This is a genomic window from Pseudomonas sp. MC6, from assembly GCF_054790575.1.
In genome coordinates this window covers 4,658,984-4,676,866 of sequence record NZ_CP186504.1, presented here as the reverse complement: position 1 = coordinate 4,676,866, position 17,883 = coordinate 4,658,984, and the positions used below count along the sequence as shown (strand labels likewise).

The 17,883-nt window shown below is 58.9% G+C and carries 16 protein-coding genes; 6 read left to right on the top strand and 10 right to left on the bottom strand.

Annotation, left to right across the window (positions count from 1 at the left end):
• Positions 1 to 94: 94 nt before the first annotated feature.
• The 4 genes from ACOYXE_RS20835 to gpmI all read right to left on the bottom strand — a co-directional run bounded on the left by ACOYXE_RS20835 (position 95) and on the right by gpmI (position 5,274).
• A complete protein-coding gene (locus tag ACOYXE_RS20835) occupies positions 95 to 871 on the bottom strand; it encodes a divergent polysaccharide deacetylase family protein (RefSeq protein WP_160054997.1) in 777 nt (258 codons plus the stop codon).
• A gap of 2 nt (positions 872 to 873) precedes the next feature.
• Positions 874 to 2,193, bottom strand: coding sequence for a S41 family peptidase (locus ACOYXE_RS20830; RefSeq protein ID WP_016986344.1), 1,320 nt, complete (start codon positions 2,191 to 2,193; stop codon positions 874 to 876).
• A 34-nt stretch (positions 2,194 to 2,227) separates the two neighbouring features.
• Positions 2,228 to 3,514: a murein hydrolase activator EnvC family protein gene (locus ACOYXE_RS20825; protein WP_077570329.1), complete on the bottom strand. Its 1,287-nt coding sequence runs from the start codon at positions 3,512 to 3,514 to the stop codon at positions 2,228 to 2,230.
• Between the two features lie 230 nt (positions 3,515 to 3,744).
• Positions 3,745 to 5,274, bottom strand: a complete 1,530-nt coding sequence (gpmI, locus tag ACOYXE_RS20820; RefSeq protein ID WP_460926528.1) for a 2,3-bisphosphoglycerate-independent phosphoglycerate mutase — start codon at positions 5,272 to 5,274, stop codon at positions 3,745 to 3,747.
• A gap of 153 nt (positions 5,275 to 5,427) precedes the next feature.
• Between gpmI and ACOYXE_RS20815 the strand changes: the two genes are divergently transcribed.
• The 3 genes from ACOYXE_RS20815 to secB are packed head-to-tail and all read left to right on the top strand — an operon-like array spanning position 5,428 to position 6,640.
• The gene (locus tag ACOYXE_RS20815) at positions 5,428 to 5,841 is read left to right on the top strand and encodes a rhodanese-like domain-containing protein (protein ID WP_077570333.1); all 414 of its coding nucleotides are present in this window, start codon (positions 5,428 to 5,430) and stop codon (positions 5,839 to 5,841) included.
• Between the two features lies 1 nt (position 5,842).
• On the top strand, positions 5,843 to 6,097 hold the full coding sequence (gene grxC, locus ACOYXE_RS20810) for a glutaredoxin 3 (RefSeq protein WP_160055005.1): 255 nt from the start codon (positions 5,843 to 5,845) through the stop codon (positions 6,095 to 6,097).
• Positions 6,098 to 6,154: 57 nt separating this feature from the next.
• Positions 6,155 to 6,640 carry a protein-export chaperone SecB gene (secB, locus tag ACOYXE_RS20805; protein WP_007909233.1) on the top strand — a complete coding sequence of 162 codons (486 nt, stop codon included), beginning with the start codon at positions 6,155 to 6,157 and terminating at the stop codon, positions 6,638 to 6,640.
• 123 nt (positions 6,641 to 6,763) lie between these two features.
• Here the strand turns inward: secB and trmL are convergent, their stop codons facing one another.
• The gene (gene trmL, locus ACOYXE_RS20800; RefSeq protein WP_065615411.1) at positions 6,764 to 7,219 is read right to left on the bottom strand and encodes a tRNA (uridine(34)/cytosine(34)/5-carboxymethylaminomethyluridine(34)-2'-O)-methyltransferase TrmL; all 456 of its coding nucleotides are present in this window, start codon (positions 7,217 to 7,219) and stop codon (positions 6,764 to 6,766) included.
• Between trmL and ACOYXE_RS20795 the strand changes: the two genes are divergently transcribed.
• Positions 7,218 to 7,658, top strand: a complete 441-nt coding sequence (locus ACOYXE_RS20795) for a hypothetical protein (protein ID WP_160055008.1) — start codon at positions 7,218 to 7,220, stop codon at positions 7,656 to 7,658. The genes trmL and ACOYXE_RS20795 overlap by 2 nt on opposite strands.
• A 191-nt stretch (positions 7,659 to 7,849) precedes the next feature.
• Complete coding sequence (locus tag ACOYXE_RS20790; RefSeq protein ID WP_460926527.1) at positions 7,850 to 9,820, top strand: leucine-rich repeat domain-containing protein; 1,971 nt, start codon at positions 7,850 to 7,852, stop codon at positions 9,818 to 9,820.
• A 644-nt stretch (positions 9,821 to 10,464) separates the two neighbouring features.
• Here the strand turns inward: ACOYXE_RS20790 and ntrC are convergent.
• The 5 genes from ntrC to glnA all read right to left on the bottom strand — a co-directional run bounded on the left by ntrC (position 10,465) and on the right by glnA (position 16,061).
• On the bottom strand, positions 10,465 to 11,901 hold the full coding sequence (gene ntrC, locus ACOYXE_RS20785; RefSeq protein ID WP_007909238.1) for a nitrogen regulation protein NR(I): 1,437 nt from the start codon (positions 11,899 to 11,901) through the stop codon (positions 10,465 to 10,467).
• Positions 11,898 to 12,983, bottom strand: a complete 1,086-nt coding sequence (glnL, locus tag ACOYXE_RS20780; protein ID WP_064117045.1) for a nitrogen regulation protein NR(II) — start codon at positions 12,981 to 12,983, stop codon at positions 11,898 to 11,900. The genes ntrC and glnL overlap by 4 nt, the downstream gene beginning before the upstream one ends.
• Positions 12,984 to 13,214: 231 nt before the next feature.
• Positions 13,215 to 13,838 carry a DUF4124 domain-containing protein gene (locus ACOYXE_RS20775; RefSeq protein WP_405122478.1) on the bottom strand — a complete coding sequence of 208 codons (624 nt, stop codon included), beginning with the start codon at positions 13,836 to 13,838 and terminating at the stop codon, positions 13,215 to 13,217.
• Positions 13,835 to 14,347, bottom strand: a complete 513-nt coding sequence (locus tag ACOYXE_RS20770; protein ID WP_160055012.1) for a DUF4124 domain-containing protein — start codon at positions 14,345 to 14,347, stop codon at positions 13,835 to 13,837. Before ACOYXE_RS20770 ends, ACOYXE_RS20775 begins: the two co-directional genes overlap by 4 nt.
• Positions 14,348 to 14,654: 307 nt before the next feature.
• Positions 14,655 to 16,061 carry a type I glutamate--ammonia ligase gene (glnA, locus tag ACOYXE_RS20765; protein WP_007909254.1) on the bottom strand — a complete coding sequence of 469 codons (1,407 nt, stop codon included), beginning with the start codon at positions 16,059 to 16,061 and terminating at the stop codon, positions 14,655 to 14,657.
• A 328-nt stretch (positions 16,062 to 16,389) separates the two neighbouring features.
• Between glnA and thiI the strand changes: the two genes are divergently transcribed.
• Positions 16,390 to 17,844 carry a tRNA uracil 4-sulfurtransferase ThiI gene (gene thiI / locus ACOYXE_RS20760; RefSeq protein ID WP_460926526.1) on the top strand — a complete coding sequence of 485 codons (1,455 nt, stop codon included), beginning with the start codon at positions 16,390 to 16,392 and terminating at the stop codon, positions 17,842 to 17,844.
• The last annotated feature ends 39 nt before the right edge of the window (positions 17,845 to 17,883 follow it).

Here is a 17,883-nt window from a genome sequence, read left to right as displayed (position 1 = left end):
GACGCGAGGGCGTCACGACCTGTTGCAGGTCGCACTATCGGGAACGGAGATGGTTATCGGGTGGTAACTATGTATGTGTCAGCGTCACAAAGTGCTACCGATACACGCCGTCCTTGCCATGGCCAGCCATGGCGCGATTGCTGCGTACGCTGATCATCTGTTTGATATCGATCCACTCGATGCCCTGAGCCTTCAACTTCGGCAATTCGCGCTCCAGCACCGCCAGCGTTTGCGGATACGGATGGCCGATCATCACCGCCGAACCCTGTTTGCGCGCCAGGTTGATCGCAGTCTGCAGTTGCGTGTAAATCGCGGTTTCAGTGCGCTCGTCATCAAGGAACACATCCCGCGACACGCTGGCCAGATCGATCTTCTGCGCCTGCTGCGCGGCGACGGTCTGGGCGCTGGTGCGGCTATCGACGAAGAACTTGTGCCGGCGCTGCAATTCGCCCATCAACCATGCCATCGCCACTGGCTGCGCGGTCATGCGGCTGCCCATGTGGTTATTGATGCCGGCGGTGTACGGGACCATTTTGAACGCGGCGTTCAGGCGTTTTTCCAGTTCTTCGATGGGCAGTTCGGGGTGCCAGGCGAACGGCCCGGTGGCCGGATCCATTGGCATATGCAGAATGACAATCTTGCCGGCGCGATGGGCTTCGCGGGCGAACTCGGTGGCGTGCGGGGTATCAGGCATGATCGCCGTGGTCACCGGGCCGGGCAAGGCCAGCACGCGGCGATCCCGGGGCAGATTCTGCCCCAGGTCGTCGATGATCAGTGTCAGGTAGGCTTTGTGCGGTTTCGGGCTGGCGGGCTCTGCGTGAGCAGCACCTGCCAGACAGCACAACAGAACGAAGACGAAACGCAAAGACATCCTCAGCGGCCGGATGTGATGCTCAGCCCTTTGAGCAGGCTCAGGGCCTGGGCCAATTGGTAATCGTCATCCTGCGGCATGGCTTTGGGCTTGGCGCCGGAGCCGGTCGGTTTGTCCGCGCCGCCGTTGCCGTTGCCCAAGTGACCTTGCAGGTCGGCTTCCTTGAAGTAATCGCCGTCCGCCTCGTTGGTGATCTTGGCTTTGCGCACTTCGATGTCCGGGACGATGCCCTGCGCCTGAATCGAGCGGCCGTTCGGCGTGAAGTACAGCGCCGTGGTGATCTTCAGTGCACGGTCGTTGTTCAGCGGCAGCACGGTTTGTACCGAGCCTTTGCCGAAACTGGTGGTGCCCATGACCACCGCGCGTTTTTGATCCTGCAGGGCACCGGCGACGATTTCCGAGGCCGAGGCACTGCCACCGTTGATCAACACAACCATCGGCACCGCTTCGCTTTCGTCTTTGCCGGTGGCCGAGAAGCGCAGTTCGGAATTGGCGATCCGGCCTTTGGTGTAGACGATCAGACCTTTGGTGATGAAGTGGTCGACCACTTCCACCGCCGCCTGCAACACGCCGCCCGGGTTGTTGCGCAGGTCGAGAATGATGCCGTTGAGCTTCTTGCCGTTGTCCTTGCGCAGCTTGGCCAGGGCCTTGGAGACCTCTTCGCCGGTCTTGACCTGGAACTGGGTGATGCGGATGTACGCGTAGCCGGTTTCCAGCAGCTGCGCCTTGACGCTCTTCACCTGAATCACCGCACGGGCCAGAGTCACGTCGAATGGCGTGCCGCCGTCGCGTACCAAGGTCAGGGTGATTTTCTGGCCGATCTTGCCGCGCATCTTGTCCACGGCTTCGGTCATGGTCTGGCCGCGCGTTGGCGCACCATTGATCTTGACGATGAAGTCGCCGGCCTGAATACCGGCCTTCGACGCCGGGGTGTCATCGATTGGCGAGACCACTTTGATGAAACCGTCTTCGGCGCCGACTTCGATGCCCAGGCCGCCGAATTCACCGCTGGTGCTTTCCTGCAGCTCGGTGAAATCTTCAGGGCCAAGGTAGGCCGAGTGCGGATCAAGGTTGCTGAGCATGCCCTTGATCGCGTTTTCCAGCAGGGTCTTGTCGTCCACCGGCTCGACGTAAGCGGCTTTGATCCGGTCCATGACCTCGGCAAAGGTGCGCAACTCTTCCAGCGGCAACGGCGCCTTGGAGGTCGCGGCAGTGCCTGCCGGAGCGACGGCCGGGGCCGGTTGCGCGGCGAACGCCAGAGGCGCGCCGATCACCAGGGCGATCGTCAGGGCCAGCGAGGTAAGGCGGGACAAATGCAGCATGTCGAACGAACTCCTAATGTAGGTGACTCAACGCCTATCCTTGCGCGCGGCACCATTGCGCCGGATCACTCGGGTGACCCTGCTGACGAATTGCGAAATACAGTGCTGATGTGTCCTGACCGCCACTGTTACCGACAGTGGAGATGGACTCACCGGCTTTGACCACATCACCGGCCGACTTGAGCAGCGTCTGGTTGTGACCGTAAAGACTCAGAAAACCGTTGCCGTGATCGAGGATCACCAGCAGCCCGGCACCGCGCAGCCAGTCGGCGAACACCACGCGACCACCGTGTACGGCATGCACCTGGCTGCCGGCGGAGGCGCTGATCATCACGCCGTCCCACTTGGTCCGGGCATCGTCGCCACGGCTTTCGCCGAAGCGTGCCAGCAGTCGACCATCAACCGGCCAAGGAAGTTTTCCCCGGGTTGCAGCAAAAGGGCCGCCGAAGGTCTCGCCGCTGCTGGAGACCAGCGCGCCGGGAGTGGATTTGACCGGTTTCCGTGGGGCGTCGCTGTTTTCAGCCTGCGCCTCACGCAAACGCTTTTTTTCCGCTTCCTGCTGGGCGATCAGCGCTTTCTGCCGCGCTTCTTCTGCCTCACGGGCCTGACGGGCCAAGGTTTCTTCAATGGTTTTAAGGACTTTAGACAGGTCTGCCTGATCCTGCTCGCGGGCGGCGAGTTTCTGGTCGCGGGCTTTCACGTCATCGTTGAGCTTGGCGAGGACCTGCTGACGTTCCTTGCGAACATTTTCCAGTTCGTCGCGCTGGGTATCGAGGCTGCTTTTCTGCACCAGCAACTGTGCCTGCTGGGCAGCAATGTCTTTTTCGACATTGGCCAGCTGGCGCAGGGTTTCGTTGAAGTTCTTCAACTGCTCCAGGCGGGCCTGGCTCAGGTAATCGTAATAGGTGAGGGTGCGGGCGAATTTCTCGGGATTCTGCTGGTTGAGCAGCAGCTTGAGGTATTCCTGCCGACCGTTCTGATAAGCCGCACGGGCCTGAATGGCGATCAGTCGCTGCTGTTCAGTGCGCGCGCTCTGGAGTTTTTTTTTCTCTGCATCGAGTCGCTGCAGCTCGGATTCGCTTTTCTGCAGTTCTTTCTGCAGCGCATCGACCTGTTTCTGCAGCTTGCCCAGCTCGGTTTCAGTGCCCTTGAGCTCTTTCTGTACGCCGGATTTTTCTTCCTGGACTTTGCTCAGCAGCTTTTTCAGCTCGGCAATGTCCTGACGCGTGGCGTCCAACTGCTGTTGGGTTTGCGCGCGCTCGTCAGCGAAGGCCGGTTGGAGCAGGCAGGTCAGAGCGAGGGCGATCAGGACGCGGAGCATAGAGGCGGGCGGCACCAGGGTAATGGACGGCCTAGTATGCCCGCCCGAGGCTGCAAAAAAAACGCCCAATTGGGGCTGTGTGATAACTGGCCTGAAAAACACCGCAAACCAATGCAGGAGTGAGCCTGCTCGCGATGGCTTACTGACATTCAACAGAGTAGTTGACTGTCAGATGGCTATCGCGAGCAGGCTCACTCCTACAGGGTTTTGCGGTGCTTTGACGATTAGGGTCAGACCAGAATCGAAGTGCCGGTCATTTCCGCCGGTTTTTCCAGGCCCAGCAGTTTCAGCATGGTCGGCGCCACGTCCGCCAGCACGCCGCCTTCACGGACTTTCAGGTCACGCTTGCCGACGTAAATGAACGGCACCGGCTCAGTGGTGTGCGCGGTGTGCGCCTGGCCAGTGGATTCGTCAGCCATTTGCTCAACGTTACCGTGGTCAGCAGTGATCAGCGCTTCGCCACCGACTTTTTCCAGTGCTTCAACAATGCGCCCCACGCAAGTGTCGAGGCATTCAACGGCCTTCACGGCTGCGTCAAACACGCCACTATGGCCAACCATGTCACCGTTGGCGTAGTTGACCACGATCACGTCGTAACGCTGGTTTTCGATGGCTTCGACGATACGGTCGGTGACTTCCGGTGCGCTCATTTCCGGCTGCAAGTCGTAAGTGGCGACTTTTGGCGACGGGATCAGGATGCGTTCTTCGCCCGGGAACGGTTCTTCACGACCGCCGGAGAAGAAGAAGGTCACGTGTGCGTACTTCTCGGTTTCAGCGATGCGCAGCTGGGTTTTGCCGTTCTTCGCCAGATAGTCGCCAAGGACGTTTTCCAGGCTGCCCGCCGCGAATGCCGACGGTGCCGGAATACTTGCCGCGTATTGGGTCAGCATGACGAAGCCAGCCAGTTTCGGCTGGCGTGCGCGTTCGAAATCCTTGAAGTCGTCTTCGACGAATACGCGAGTCAGCTCGCGGGCACGGTCGGCGCGGAAGTTCATGAACACCACTGCGTCGCCATCTTCGACTTTTACCGGCTCACCGATGGTAGTGGCTTTAACGAATTCGTCGCTCTCGCCGCGAGCGTAGGCAGCGTCCAGGCCTTCCTGCGCAGTGGCCGCGTTGAACTCGCTGTTGCCGTCGACGATCAGGTTGTACGCCTGAGCGACACGATCCCAGCGATTGTCGCGGTCCATGGCGAAGTAGCGGCCGACAATGCTGGCAATGCGGCCCTTGCCGAGTGCCTGGAAGGTCGCGTCGAGCAACTCGATCGACGACGCAGCGCTTTTCGGCGGCGTATCGCGGCCATCAAGGAAAGCGTGCAGATAGATTTTTTCAGCGCCACGCTTGAAGGCCAGTTCGGCCATGGCGATCAAGTGATCCTGGTGGCTGTGCACGCCGCCATCGGACAACAGGCCCATGAAGTGCACGGCTTTACCGGCGGCCACGGCTTTATCCACAGCGGCGCAGATGGTCGGGTTCTCGAAGAATTCGCCGTCGCGGATCGACTTGGTCACGCGGGTGAAGTCCTGATACACCACGCGGCCGGCGCCGAGGTTCATGTGGCCGACTTCGGAGTTGCCCATCTGGCCGTCCGGCAGACCGACGTCCATGCCGCTGCCCGAGATCAAGCCGTTGGGCACGGTGGCCCACAGGCGATCAAGGACGGGCTTCTTCGCCGCAAAAACGGCATTGGATTCAGGGCTGTCGCTGTGACCGAAGCCGTCGAGAATCATCAGGACCAAAGGTTTAGGCGTAGTCGTCATGGAATCCACTCGTGGCTAATAAAGAAGAGGGCGATGGAAAAGGGAGTTGGAGTTTAAAGCTAAGTTCCGACCGCGTCACCGCCGGACGGGGTTTGGCCGACCATAGTGGCTGTGTATACTGGCCGACATTTTAACGCCCTGGAACCTCCTTCGATGGTTGCTCACCTGATTGAATTTGCCACTAACCACTACATTCTTGTCGGTATCTTCGTCGTACTGCTGGCTCTGCTGCTGGCGCACACGATGCAGGGCGGCGGTAAAAGCCTGAGCACCGGCGAGCTGACCGCGTTGGTCAACAAAGACGCAGGCGTGGTGGTGGACATCCGTCCGGCCAAGGATTTCGCTGCCGGCCACATCGTTGGCGCGATCAACATTCCCCAGGACAAACTGGCTGCGCGCGTCGCCGAGCTGGAAAAACACAAGGCCAAGACCATTATTCTGGTCGACGCCCTGGGCCAGACCGCCGGCACCCACGCTCGCGAGCTGATGAAATCCGGCTTCACCGCCGCCAAGCTGTCCGGCGGGATTTCCAGCTGGAAAGGCGACAACCTGCCGTTGGTGAAGTGATATGAGCGACGTCATCGTCTACTCCAGCGATTACTGCCCTTACTGCATGCGAGCCAAGCAATTGCTCGCGAACAAAGGTGTGGCCTTCGAAGAGATCAAGGTCGATGGCAAGCCGCAGATTCGTGCTGCCATGAGCCAGAAGGCCGGACGCACCTCCGTGCCGCAGATCTGGATCGGCGACAAGCACATCGGCGGTTGTGATGATTTGTATGCCCTGGAGCGCGCGGGCAAACTCGACGCGCTGCTCAAGGCCTGAACGGCTGCACCCACGTACAGCACTCCCTAAAAGACCCAAGATCGATAAGGATCTGAGATGACTGACCAACAGAACACTGCAGCCAGCGAAGAAGAAACCGCACCGCAATTCTCCTTGCAGCGCATCTACGTACGCGACCTGTCCTTCGAAGCCCCGAAAAGCCCGGCGATCTTCCGCCAGCAGTGGGATCCGGCAGTCGCGCTGGATCTGAACACTCGCCAGAAAGCGCTGGAAGGTGATTTCTACGAAGTCGTGCTGACCCTGTCCGTCACCGTGAAAAACGGTGAAGAAGTCGCCTTCATCGCTGAAGTGCAACAGGCCGGTATCTTCCTGATCAAGAACCTCGACGCGGCTTCGATGAGCCACACCCTGGGTGCGTTCTGCCCGAACATCCTGTTCCCGTACGCGCGCGAAACCCTGGACAGCCTGGTGACCCGCGGTTCGTTCCCGGCACTGATGCTGGCTCCGGTGAATTTCGATGCCCTGTACGCGCAAGAGCTGCAGCGCATGCAGGAAAGCGGCGAGACGCCAACCGTTCAGTAAGACGGTTTAGCAACACCCCATGTGGGAGCGAGCCTGCTCGCGATAGCGGTCTGTCAGACACATCAATGTTGACTGACACTCCGTAATCGCGAGCAGGCTCGCTCCCACATTTGTTTTGTAGTGTTATTTAAAGTCGTTCTGGCGCCAGGCTTCGTACACAGCGACGGCCACGGTGTTGGACAGGTTCAGGCTGCGGCAGCCTTCGCGCATCGGCAGGCGCAAGCGCTGGTCGGCAGGCAGGGCGTCGAGCACGTCCGCCGGCAGCCCACGGCTTTCCGGGCCGAACAGAAACGCATCCCCGGGTACGAATGCGGCATCATGGAACGGCCGCGAGCCCTTGGTGGTAAACGCGAACAGTCGCGGGTTGCCGAGGCTTTCCAGGCAACTGGCCAGGTCCGCATGACGTTGCAGCGTGGCATATTCGTGGTAGTCGAGACCGGCACGGCGCAAGCGCTTGTCGTCCATCTCGAAGCCCAACGGTTCGATCAAATGCAGGTGGCAGCCGCTGTTGGCGCACAGCCTGATAACGTTGCCGGTATTCGGCGGAATTTCTGGTTGAAAAAGGATGACGTGAAACATGCACGGCTCCGAAGGTAAAGATGAGCGGCATTCTACGCCGCCTGTGGACAACCGTTCGAAACTATTCCCGCGAGTCATCGGTTCGCTGGCGATTGTCGGCGTGATGATTGGCTTGATGATTGGTCGCCTGACCACGCCGGATCCGACGGTGTTGCAGCAGGTTGACGTGACTGACGGCGGGTTGGTGGTGTGGTTCAACAATGAGCCCAAGCTGCACGGCGAGATCATCGACGGCACGGTGGCGCTGTTGTTCCAGGCTGAAGGCCCTGCGCAGAAGGGCCAGTTCAAACTCAACGGCAAGGACGTGAACTGGCGTACGCGCAAAAGTGACGGTGGCTTGCTGCTGACGGTGCTGGCTGCGCGGCCGCTGCAGGGTGAGTGGACAGGCAGCGAGGCCGAGGACCGCTGGCGGCTGGAGATTCGACTGCAAACGGACTGATTGTAAAATTCCCGTCCTTCTCGTGCTCTCCTACATTTCGTGGCGTTGTTTCTCACTGCGCCAGTCTGCCTTTCCTATCTCCTTCAACACTTGCGCACGCTACCGTAGGCTCCTCTTTCAGATCGGCAGGATGCCGATCCCTTCGTCCCTTAGGCAAATGCGAAGGGCGACTTTTTCAAGGATGAAAAAACATGCCAGTAAAACCACCGCGCGGTAGCGGTACCCACGTGGATGTTCCCGGCAGCTCGAATCGATCGGTGGAAGTGGACACTTCGCTCCCCGGTCCCTCAGGCCGCAGAGGCGTCGACTCAGGTATTACTCTCGACAATCCGCATTCGCGCGCCGGCGCTACAGACATTGATGTCATCCATCCGGCTCCGGCCGTCGTCGTTCAGACGATTCCCGCTGAAACTCGTCTGCCAGCATCTCAGCCTTCGCTGGATCATTACGTAGTCAATGCCCGGGCGATACTTCCAGAAATCAACAGTGAAGGTTTAAGGGTTTTTAACAAGCGAACTTACGCTGATGTGGCCGGTGGCGACCTTGTTCTTGTCGCCGTGGATCCGCAAACGGGATTGCATCGAGCCCGACGCACAAGCGAGTTGCTTTTGGGGCCGGTGATGCTGCGCGATGCCGACAGCGGCATCTGGTACCAGCGTGAGGTCGTTGAGCCAGCCACTCGAGCGCAGATCAAACAGTATTTTCCGGATTCGACCGATCAACACGCAGATGACTTTATCGCCCGGTTCAGTGACAAGGATGTGGCGGATGTGGAGCTTAAACGTATTCAGCTCGGGCTACCGCAACTGGGCAGCGAACACGTCAGCATCCCGAACCACCAAAATCACGTACCCGAGTCCCATGAGATATCTGAGGCGTTTGGCATGTGGACCAGGCTACGCCAATTGTACAAGTGGCAAGGTGAGCCTGATCAGCGGGTCTATAACGATGGGCGGCTGTCGGGTTTCAAGCTGGATATCAATCTCACGCTATGGCCAGTCGATAAGTTGCTTTCATTGAAGTTCAACTCAGTCGTTTCTCTTACGTTAAGAGGTCATGCACCGCTGAACCCTGAGGTGTTTTTTGCGCAGTTTCCAAACATTGAAAGTCTGACGGTAACAAGCCAGTTAATCACCAGAAGATCCTTCGGCGCCTCTATATATGAGCGTGCTTACTCAAGATTCAATATGGATTCGCGCTTTACCGAGCAATTAGTGAAGCTCCCCCGTTTAAGAGAATTGAGCCTGCAGGATTGTGACTTACAGGATGATTTTTCGCTGAGGGGCATGACCAGATTGCAGGTGTTGAGGCTTGGTAGAATACAGGCGGCAAGGCTGAGTTATTATCCCGACGACTTGCGCGCTCAGTTGTTTCTTCAACACCCGAGCGTTGTTTTGCTAACGGATCCTGACATCTCCGGGATGACCGAGTTGCGCGTGTTGGACCTGACAGGAGCCGGAATACACCGAATCCCTATCGGGCTTGATGCCGACAGCGGGCCGTCAAGCCTGGAAATATTGAGGCTAGGCGACAATGCGCTTTCTGTCGCACCTTCACTCAAAGCAATGACTGCGTTGCAGGAGCTGGATCTTTCCAACATGGGATTGGATAGATTTCCGGAGGGCATCACCAATGAGATTCCCGGGAAAGTGTTGAACCTTGCGAACAATCGAATTACCTCGGTTCCGGAATCCGTTGAGCTCAGACGGGGCTTCAATCTTATCGGCAATCCAATAACGGATCCGGCCTCACTCCGGCGATTGATACGCGCACGGATAAAAACCGACTCCGATATCTGGTTGGGAGCAGAAAGCAATGATTTGTCGGCAAATCTTTGGCTGCAGCATGTGCCGGCAGGAGAAATGCCTAAAAAACTGGAACTCTGGGACAGCGTTGGCCATCTTTCGAGCAGGCTCCGCAAACTGAGCCGCACGCCTGAGTTTCACGTTGAGTATCCGCTTCTGCAGCGGCGGGTCTGGTGGTTTCTCGAGGTCTACGTCAAAGCTGACGCCAGCGAAAAGGCACGGATGACAGACATTCTGATCAATGAACCCAGCCCCGGAAAGATGCTGGACAGACTGGAAGCGGCAATACGGGAATATGATGCAGGGCGGCAAAACCAGCCCCAGCACCATCTACCCAAACGTCCGAGGCTTGATTAACGCCGGGCTGAACGCCTCGGCGAGCGGTGTAAAAGCGGGAATCCCTGACCTGCCTGTATCAGGGTTCCCAAAACGGCTGGACTTCGCTGCGAGCGTCGGTCCGGTGTAAAGAGGGAACCCCCGGCCTGCCTGTACCAAGGATCCCAAAAGGGTGGGCTCGTCGCGTTGCGGTATGAGCCCGGTATAAAGAGGGGAATCCCCGGCCTGCCTGTACCAAGGTCCCCGAAACGGGTGGTGAAACTAATCACCTGTAAGAGGTGTTGCAGGGGGCGTGCCAGGTTTTAATCTGCTGAAACAAAAAAGCTGGTCAGAAACGCGAAAGCCCCGTACATCGGGGCTTTTGTGTTGATGAAAAAAGGGTTTTCAGTGTTATTAGGGGGAAGTGTGGCGATGCGGCTGTGCGCGATCACGGGTCATTGTGCATTGATGCGGTGCACGGCGGCCCCTCACCCTAACCCTCTCCCTGAGGGAGAGGGGACTGACCGAGTTGCCCGGTCAAGTTACGTCGACCTGAAATACCGAGCCGAGCTCAGGCCTTTTACATCACACAAATCGGCTCCCATTCCCCCTCTCCCCCATGGGGGAGAGGGCTGGGGTGAGGGGGATGGATCCTGAGTACACAACCACTCTCAAGCGAACAAGGTTTAACCCTCATCCCCCTCATCATCATCCCCACCATCCACCTTCATTCCCAGTTCCTTGATTTTGCGCGTCAGGGTATTACGCCCCCAACCCAGCAAAACCGCCGCATCACGCCGACGCCCGGCGGTGTGTTTCAGCGCCGTCTCGATCATGATCCGCTCAAATGCCGGCACCGCACTGTCGAGCAAACTCGACTGGCCACGCGCCAAGGCCTGATCGGCCCATTGACGCAACGCCTGCTCCCAGTTGGTCACCGGCGCCGAATCCTGCGGCAGGTTCAGCAGTTCTGGCGGCAGGTCGCTGATATGCACTTCGCGCCCGGACGCCATCACGGTGATCCAGCGGCACGTGTTTTCCAGCTGACGCACGTTGCCGCCCCACGGCAGGTTCTTCAGATATTCCTCGGTCTCGCTTTTCAGCAGTTTCGGCTCGACCGCCAGCTCCTGCGCGGCGCGGCTGAGGAAGTGCTTGGCCAGGGTCGGAATGTCCTCGCGACGGTCCGACAAGCGCGGAATGTGGATGCGGATCACGTTGAGGCGATGGAACAAGTCCTCACGGAATTTGCCGGCATGGACGAGGGTTTCCAGATTCTGGTGCGTCGCCGCAATGATGCGCACGTCGACCTTGACCGGGACATGGCCGCCAACACGATAGAACTCGCCGTCGGCCAAGACCCGCAGCAGGCGCGTCTGGGTGTCGGCCGGCATGTCGCCGATTTCATCGAGGAACAGCGTGCCGCCGTCAGCCTGTTCAAAGCGCCCGCGACGCAGGTTCGCCGCACCGGTGAACGCGCCTTTTTCGTGGCCGAACAGCTCGGATTCCATCAGATCCTTGGGGATCGCCGCCATGTTCAGCGCGATGAACGGCGAGGCCGCGCGCGGGCTGTGGCGGTGCAGGGCATGGGCGACCAGTTCTTTACCGGTGCCGGATTCGCCGTTGATCAGCACGGTGATGTTGGAGTGGCTCAAGCGGCCGATGGCGCGAAACACTTCCTGCATCGCCGGCGCTTCACCGATGATTTCCGGGGTGCGGGTCAGTGCCGGCACGACTTCCAGGCCTTGCTGTTCTTGCGCGTGCTGATTGGCACGCTTGACCAGCGACACCGCTTCATCAACGTCGAACGGCTTCGGCAGGTACTCGAACGCGCCGCCCTGATACGAGGCGACAGCGCTGTCCAGATCGGAGTGAGCGGTCATGATGATGACCGGCAACCGTGGATGCTGCTCGCGAATCCGCGCCAGAAGGTCCAGACCACTGGCACCCGGCATGCGGATATCGGAAATGATCACGTCAGGCTGCTGACGGGCCAGGCGACTCATCACGCCATCAGCGCTGTCGAAGCTCTGGGTGGTCATGCCTTCCTGCTGCAAGGCTTTTTCCAGAACCCAACGGATAGAACGGTCGTCATCGACGATCCACACGGTTTCACTACGGCTCATGTCGATGTGGCTCCTTGTTCCAGTGGCAGAAAGATCGAGAAGGTGGTGTGGCCTGGATGGCTGTCACACTCGATCAGGCCCTGGTGCTGGCTGATGATGTTCTGGGTAATGGCCAGGCCGAGTCCGGTACCGTCCGGGCGTCCGCTGACCATGGGAAAGAAAATGGTTTCCTGAAGTTCCGCCGGGATCCCGGGGCCGTTGTCGATGATCTCGATCTTGGTCACCAGGCGATGGCGGATGTGGCCGATGGTGAACTGGCGCATGGCGCGGGTGCGCAGGCTGATGCGGCCAAGACGCAGCTCGTTCTGGCTGCTGATCGCCTGCATCGCGTTGCGCACGATGTTCAACACCGCCTGAATCATTTGCTCGCGGTCGATCAAGACGTCGGGAATACTTGGGTCGTAATCGCGCACCAAGGTGATGCAGCCCTGGCTTTCGGCTTCGACCAGTTGGCAGACGCGCTCGAGCACTTCGTGGACGTTGCACATGGCCAGCGACGGCAGCTTGTTCGAGCCGAGCATGCGGTCGACCAGATTGCGCAGGCGGTCGGCCTCTTCAATGATCACGTTGGTGTAATCGCGCAGGCTGTCTTCCGGCAGCTCGCGGGCCAGCAATTGTGCGGCGCCACGGATGCCACCGAGCGGGTTCTTGATCTCGTGGGCAAGGCCGCGCACCAGCATCTTGCTGGTTTCCTGCTTGGACAGCTGCGCCTCTTCCTTGGTGATCCGCAGCAGGCGGTCACGCGGATGGACTTCCAGCAGGAGCATGGTCGCGCCGTTACTGAGGATCGGCGTCACCGCGTAATCAACGGTCAAGGTCTGGCCGGTGAGCGCGGTGAGCATGGCTTCGCGTTTGGTAAACGGATGCGCCTGTTCCACCGCCTGGCGCAGGGAATTCAGCGCCTCGGTGGATTCAGTGAACAGCTCGCTGATGAACTGGCCATGGCTGCGCTGCCCGCTGATGGCGAGCAGCATCTCCGCCGCCGGGTTCATGTACTCGAGGCGCAATTCGGCGTCGAGCAGGATAGTGGCGGTGGTCAGGTTGTCGAGCAGCAAACGGTGGATTGCGTCGCTAATGGTCATCGGAGCCTCTTTTGGGGGCGGAGCGTGCGCAACAAGCAAGCGTCGGTATCGGGAAAATGCAAAAACCAAACCAAGGCTCCGAAAAGAAGCGTTTAACCCTTGAAACAGCCGTTTGACGCTCGTTTGCGTGGCACAGGGCCAGCTCTCACGGGTAGTTTCGAACCAAAATGGGTTGGAATGTGAGTACGGTGCAGCCTATTGCACCAATATAGTGCGCAAAGCTGAGCGGCGTTAGAAGAAACGCAGGAAGGGGTTTTTCGGCTCGGGCGGTTTGTCTTTCAGCGGGCATTCCGGGCGTACGCCATAATCCTCCTTGGTGCAGGGTTTGACCTGACGCTTCTGCGCAAGCGAGATGCGCAGCATATGGAAGGGCTGGTTGGCCGTGCGTTCGACGGTACGGCCTTCGGTGTCAAGGATTTCCACGGAAAGGTTGTGGCTGCCACGATCGATATTGGTCAGCGGGAACACAGGACTGAGGCCGGGTTCGCCGGTGGCTTGGCCATCCAGCAGCAGGCGATAGCGGTGACCGCGTTGCAGGCCGGGTTCGCTGGTAACGCTGACGATGATTTCGCCAGCGCTGCTGCGAATGGTTGCATCGGGTTCAGGCACCAGAATGCGCAGCATGTCGTAGTGGAAGGGCGGTTGCTCCGGGGATTTTTTCGCGGTGGTGATCGGCGCGGCGGCGGTGGGGTTGGCCGGCATGCGGTTACTGGTGGCGATCGGCACTCGCTTGGCATTGCCGCGCGGTTGGTCGGTGTAGACGCGATTGCCTTGCGCGTCGGTATAAGTGAAGACCTCGGCTGAGGCTTGCAGCGGCATCAGCGCCGACAGGACGAACAACCACGCGCGGATCATGGCTTGTGCACCCGCTGCACGCTAAGGGCGACGGGTGGGCTCTGCTGGATGATCGTCTGGCCGTCGATCACTTGCACCGCGAGCCGGTGTTCGCCGCGATCGACGTTCACCAGTTGCAGGATCGGCACGTTGCTCGGCTGACCGTAAGGCTCATCGTCCAATACCAGCCTTAATTGATGCGGCGCTTGCAGGCGCGGCTTGATCAGCACGTTGACGGTGAAGGTGCCGTTGTTAGCGCGCAGGGCCTCTTCGGTGGGCAGACCAGCGAGTTCAAGAATGTCGTAGGCGTTGCGCGCAGGCTCACGGTTGTCAGCTTCAGTCGCGGGTACTGTGCTAGGCGTTTGCGGTTCGACCCGGTTGAGCGGCGGCAACTCCATCGGCTTCGCTTGCACGCCGTCCGGCGAATGATCGCTGTACACCGTGTTGCCGTTGGCATCGGTGTATTTGTAGATCTGCGCGTCGGCGGGCAGGGCGATCAGCAGCAGAATGTAGAGAAAGGTGCGACCCATGAAATCGACCGGGATTGAAAGCGATGGGGTGCAGCATAGGCCAGACGCGGCGGTTGGCCCAACCCGGTAAACATCTGGTAACGCCCTCACCCTAACCCTCTCCCAGAGGGAGAGGGGATTGACCGCGTTTCTCTGACAAATTTCATCGACCTGAAATTGCCATGTGAACTCAGGTTCGGAAAAGCATGGAGATAAGTCCCCTCTCCCTCTGGGAGAGGGTTAGGGTGAGGGTTTTTTGATCTGCAATAAAAAAGGCCTCCCGAAGGAGGCCTCTTTCACTCACGCCACGTAACGCGGCGCTACCGGATCAGCAGCTGTAGTACAGCTCATATTCCAGTGGGTGCACGAAGGTGCGAACCTTGATTTCTTCTTCCGATTTCAGCGCGATGTAAGCGTCGATGAAGTCGTCGGAGAACACGCCGCCCTTGGTCAGGAACGCACGGCCTTTATCCAGCTCTTCCAGAGCTTCTTTCAGGCTGCCGCAAACTTGTGGGATCTCTTTCGCCTCTTCAGGCGGCAGGTCGTACAGGTTTTTGTCGGCAGCGTCGCCTGGGTGGATCTTGTTCTGGATACCGTCCAGACCAGCCATCAGCAGTGCTGCGAAGGCCAGGTACGGGTTGGCAGCCGGATCCGGGAAGCGGGCTTCGATACGGCGGGCTTTCGGGCTCGACACGTAAGGAATACGGATCGAAGCGGAGCGGTTGCGAGCCGAGTAGGCCAGCATCACTGGAGCTTCGAAGCCTGGCACCAGACGCTTGTAGGAGTTGGTCGCCGGGTTGGTGAAGCCGTTCAGGGCCTTACCGTGTTTGATGATGCCGCCGATGAAGTACAGAGCGGTATCGGACAGGCCGGCATAGCCTTCACCTGCGAAGGTGTTCTTGCCGTCTTTCCAGATCGACATGTGTACGTGCATGCCCGAACCGTTGTCGCCGTACAGTGGCTTCGGCATGAAGGTCGCGGTGCGGCCGTAAGCGTCAGCAACGTTGTGCACAACGTACTTCAGGGTTTGGGTTTCGTCGGCTTTCTTCACCAGGGTGTTGAACTTGACGCCGATTTCGTTCTGGCCGGCAGTCGCCACTTCGTGGTGGTGAACTTCGACGGTCAGGCCCATTTCTTCCAGTGCGTTGCACATGGAGGTACGGATTTCGTGGTCGTGATCGAACGGCGGAACCGGGAAGTAGCCACCTTTGACGCCTGGACGGTGACCCTTGTTGCCGCCTTCGATGTCCTGGTCGGACATCCACGAACCTTGCTCGGAGTAGATCTTGAACATCGAACCGGAGATGTCCGACTTGAATTTCACCGAGTCAAAGATGAAGAACTCTGGCTCTGGACCGGCGAACACAGTGTCACCGATACCGGTGGCTTTCAGGTGTTCTTCGGCGCGCTTGGCGATCGCACGTGGGTCGCGGTCGTAGCCTTGCATGCTCGAAGGTTCGATGATGTCGCACACCAGGATCAGGGTGGCGTCTTCGGTGAACGGGTCGAGAACGGCCGTTTCGTCAACCGGCATCAGGATCATGTCGGAGGCTTCGATGCCTTTCCAGCCAGCGATGGAGGAACCGTCGAACATCTTGCCGACTTCGAAGAAGTCTTCGTCCAAAGCATCGCGAGCCGGCATGGTCACGTGGTGCTGAGTACCTTTGGTGTCCGTGAAGCGCAGATCAATCCACTTGACGTCATGATCTTTGATGAGTTGAACCGTCTTCGACATATGTCCTCCGGGTGGCTTCGGGCTTGGTAGTGGATGCCCTTGAATTTGGTTGATGCCGGCGCGAATACTCTGCCAAGGCAACCTGCCTCACAAGGGAGCAAATTGCATGCCAGTGCCCCAGCATGGGTTTTTCGCCCCAAATTCACGCTTATTAAGGCTTCAAACGCCTGAATGATGAAAATATCGCCCTCTAATGTAGCGTCTTGATTCGAAAATGACCCGTTTTGGTGCGCACAAAACCTTCTGCACATTAACTGGTTAAACCTTGAGCAATTTCCGCTATAATCCGCGCCCCCCTTTTTCGGCTGGCCGTTCGCGCGCTGTTTTCATGAAACTAATCGTAAAAGTCTTCCCCGAGATCACCATCAAAAGCCGACCTGTCCGGACGAAATTCATCCGCCAGCTGGCCAAGAACATCCGCACCGTGCTCCGTGACCTGGACCCGGCCGTGGTGGTGAACGGTGTGTGGGACAATCTCGAGCTGGAAACCCGCGTTACCGACGCCAAAGCCTTGAAAGAGATGGGTGAGCGCCTGACCTGCATGCCGGGCATCGCGCACTTTCTGCAGATCGACGAGTACCCGCTGGGCGATTTCGACGACATTACCGAGAAGTGCAAACAGCACTACGGCGATGCACTGGCCGGGAAGATTTTCTCGGTGCGCTGCAAGCGCGCGGGCAAGCACAGCTTCAGCTCGATGGACGTCGAAAAATACGTCGGCAGCAAGCTGCGCCGTGAGTGCGGTGCTGCTGGTATCGACCTGAAAGCGCCAGAAATCGAAGTCCGTATCGAAGTTCGCGACAAACGGTTGTTTGTGATCCACAGCCAGCACAACGGCATCGGCGGCTATCCGCTGGGTGCGTTGGAGCAGACGCTGGTATTGATGTCCGGCGGCTTTGACTCGACCGTTGCGGCCTACCAGATCATTCGTCGCGGCCTGATGACGCACTTCTGCTTCTTCAATCTGGGCGGTCGTGCCCATGAATTGGGCGTGATGGAAGTCGCGCATTTCATCTGGAAGAAGTACGGCAGCTCGCAACGCGTGCTATTTGTCAGTGTTCCGTTCGAAGAAGTTTTGGGCGAAATTCTTGGCAAAGTCGATAACAGTCATATGGGCGTCGTGTTGAAGCGTATGATGTTGCGCGCGGCTTCCAACATCGCCGACCGTCTGCAGATCGAGGCGCTGGTCACCGGCGAGGCGATCTCCCAGGTGTCGAGCCAGACACTGCCGAACCTGTCGGTGATCGACTGTGTGACCGACAAGCTGGTCCTGCGTCCGCTGATCGTGGCGCACAAGCAGGACATCATCGACACCGCCAACGAAATTGGCACCGCCGATTTCGCCCGGCACATGCCGGAATACTGCGGGGTCATTTCGGTCAACCCGAAGACCGCCGCCAAACGCGGTCGCGTTGAACACGAAGAGAAAGAATTCGACATGGCGGTCCTCGAGCGTGCGCTCGAAAACGCCAAACTGGTGCCGATCGATCGGGTGATCGACGAATTGGGCCAGGACGTACAGATTGAAGAAGTCAGCGAAGCACTGGCCGGCCAGATCGTGATCGACATCCGTCACCCGGATGCCGCCGAGGATGAGCCGCTGGAACTCGCTGGCGTAGAAGTACAGACGATGCCGTTCTACGCAGTGAACGCTCGTTTCAAGGAGCTGGATCCGACTCGCCAGTACCTGCTGTATTGCGACAAAGGCGTGATGAGTCGCCTGCATGCTCACCATTTGCTCAGTGAGGGGCATGCCAATGTGCGCGTTTATCGACCGAGCTAAGTGCCCGGGGCTGTTTGCCTGTGGCCTGCGTCACCGGCC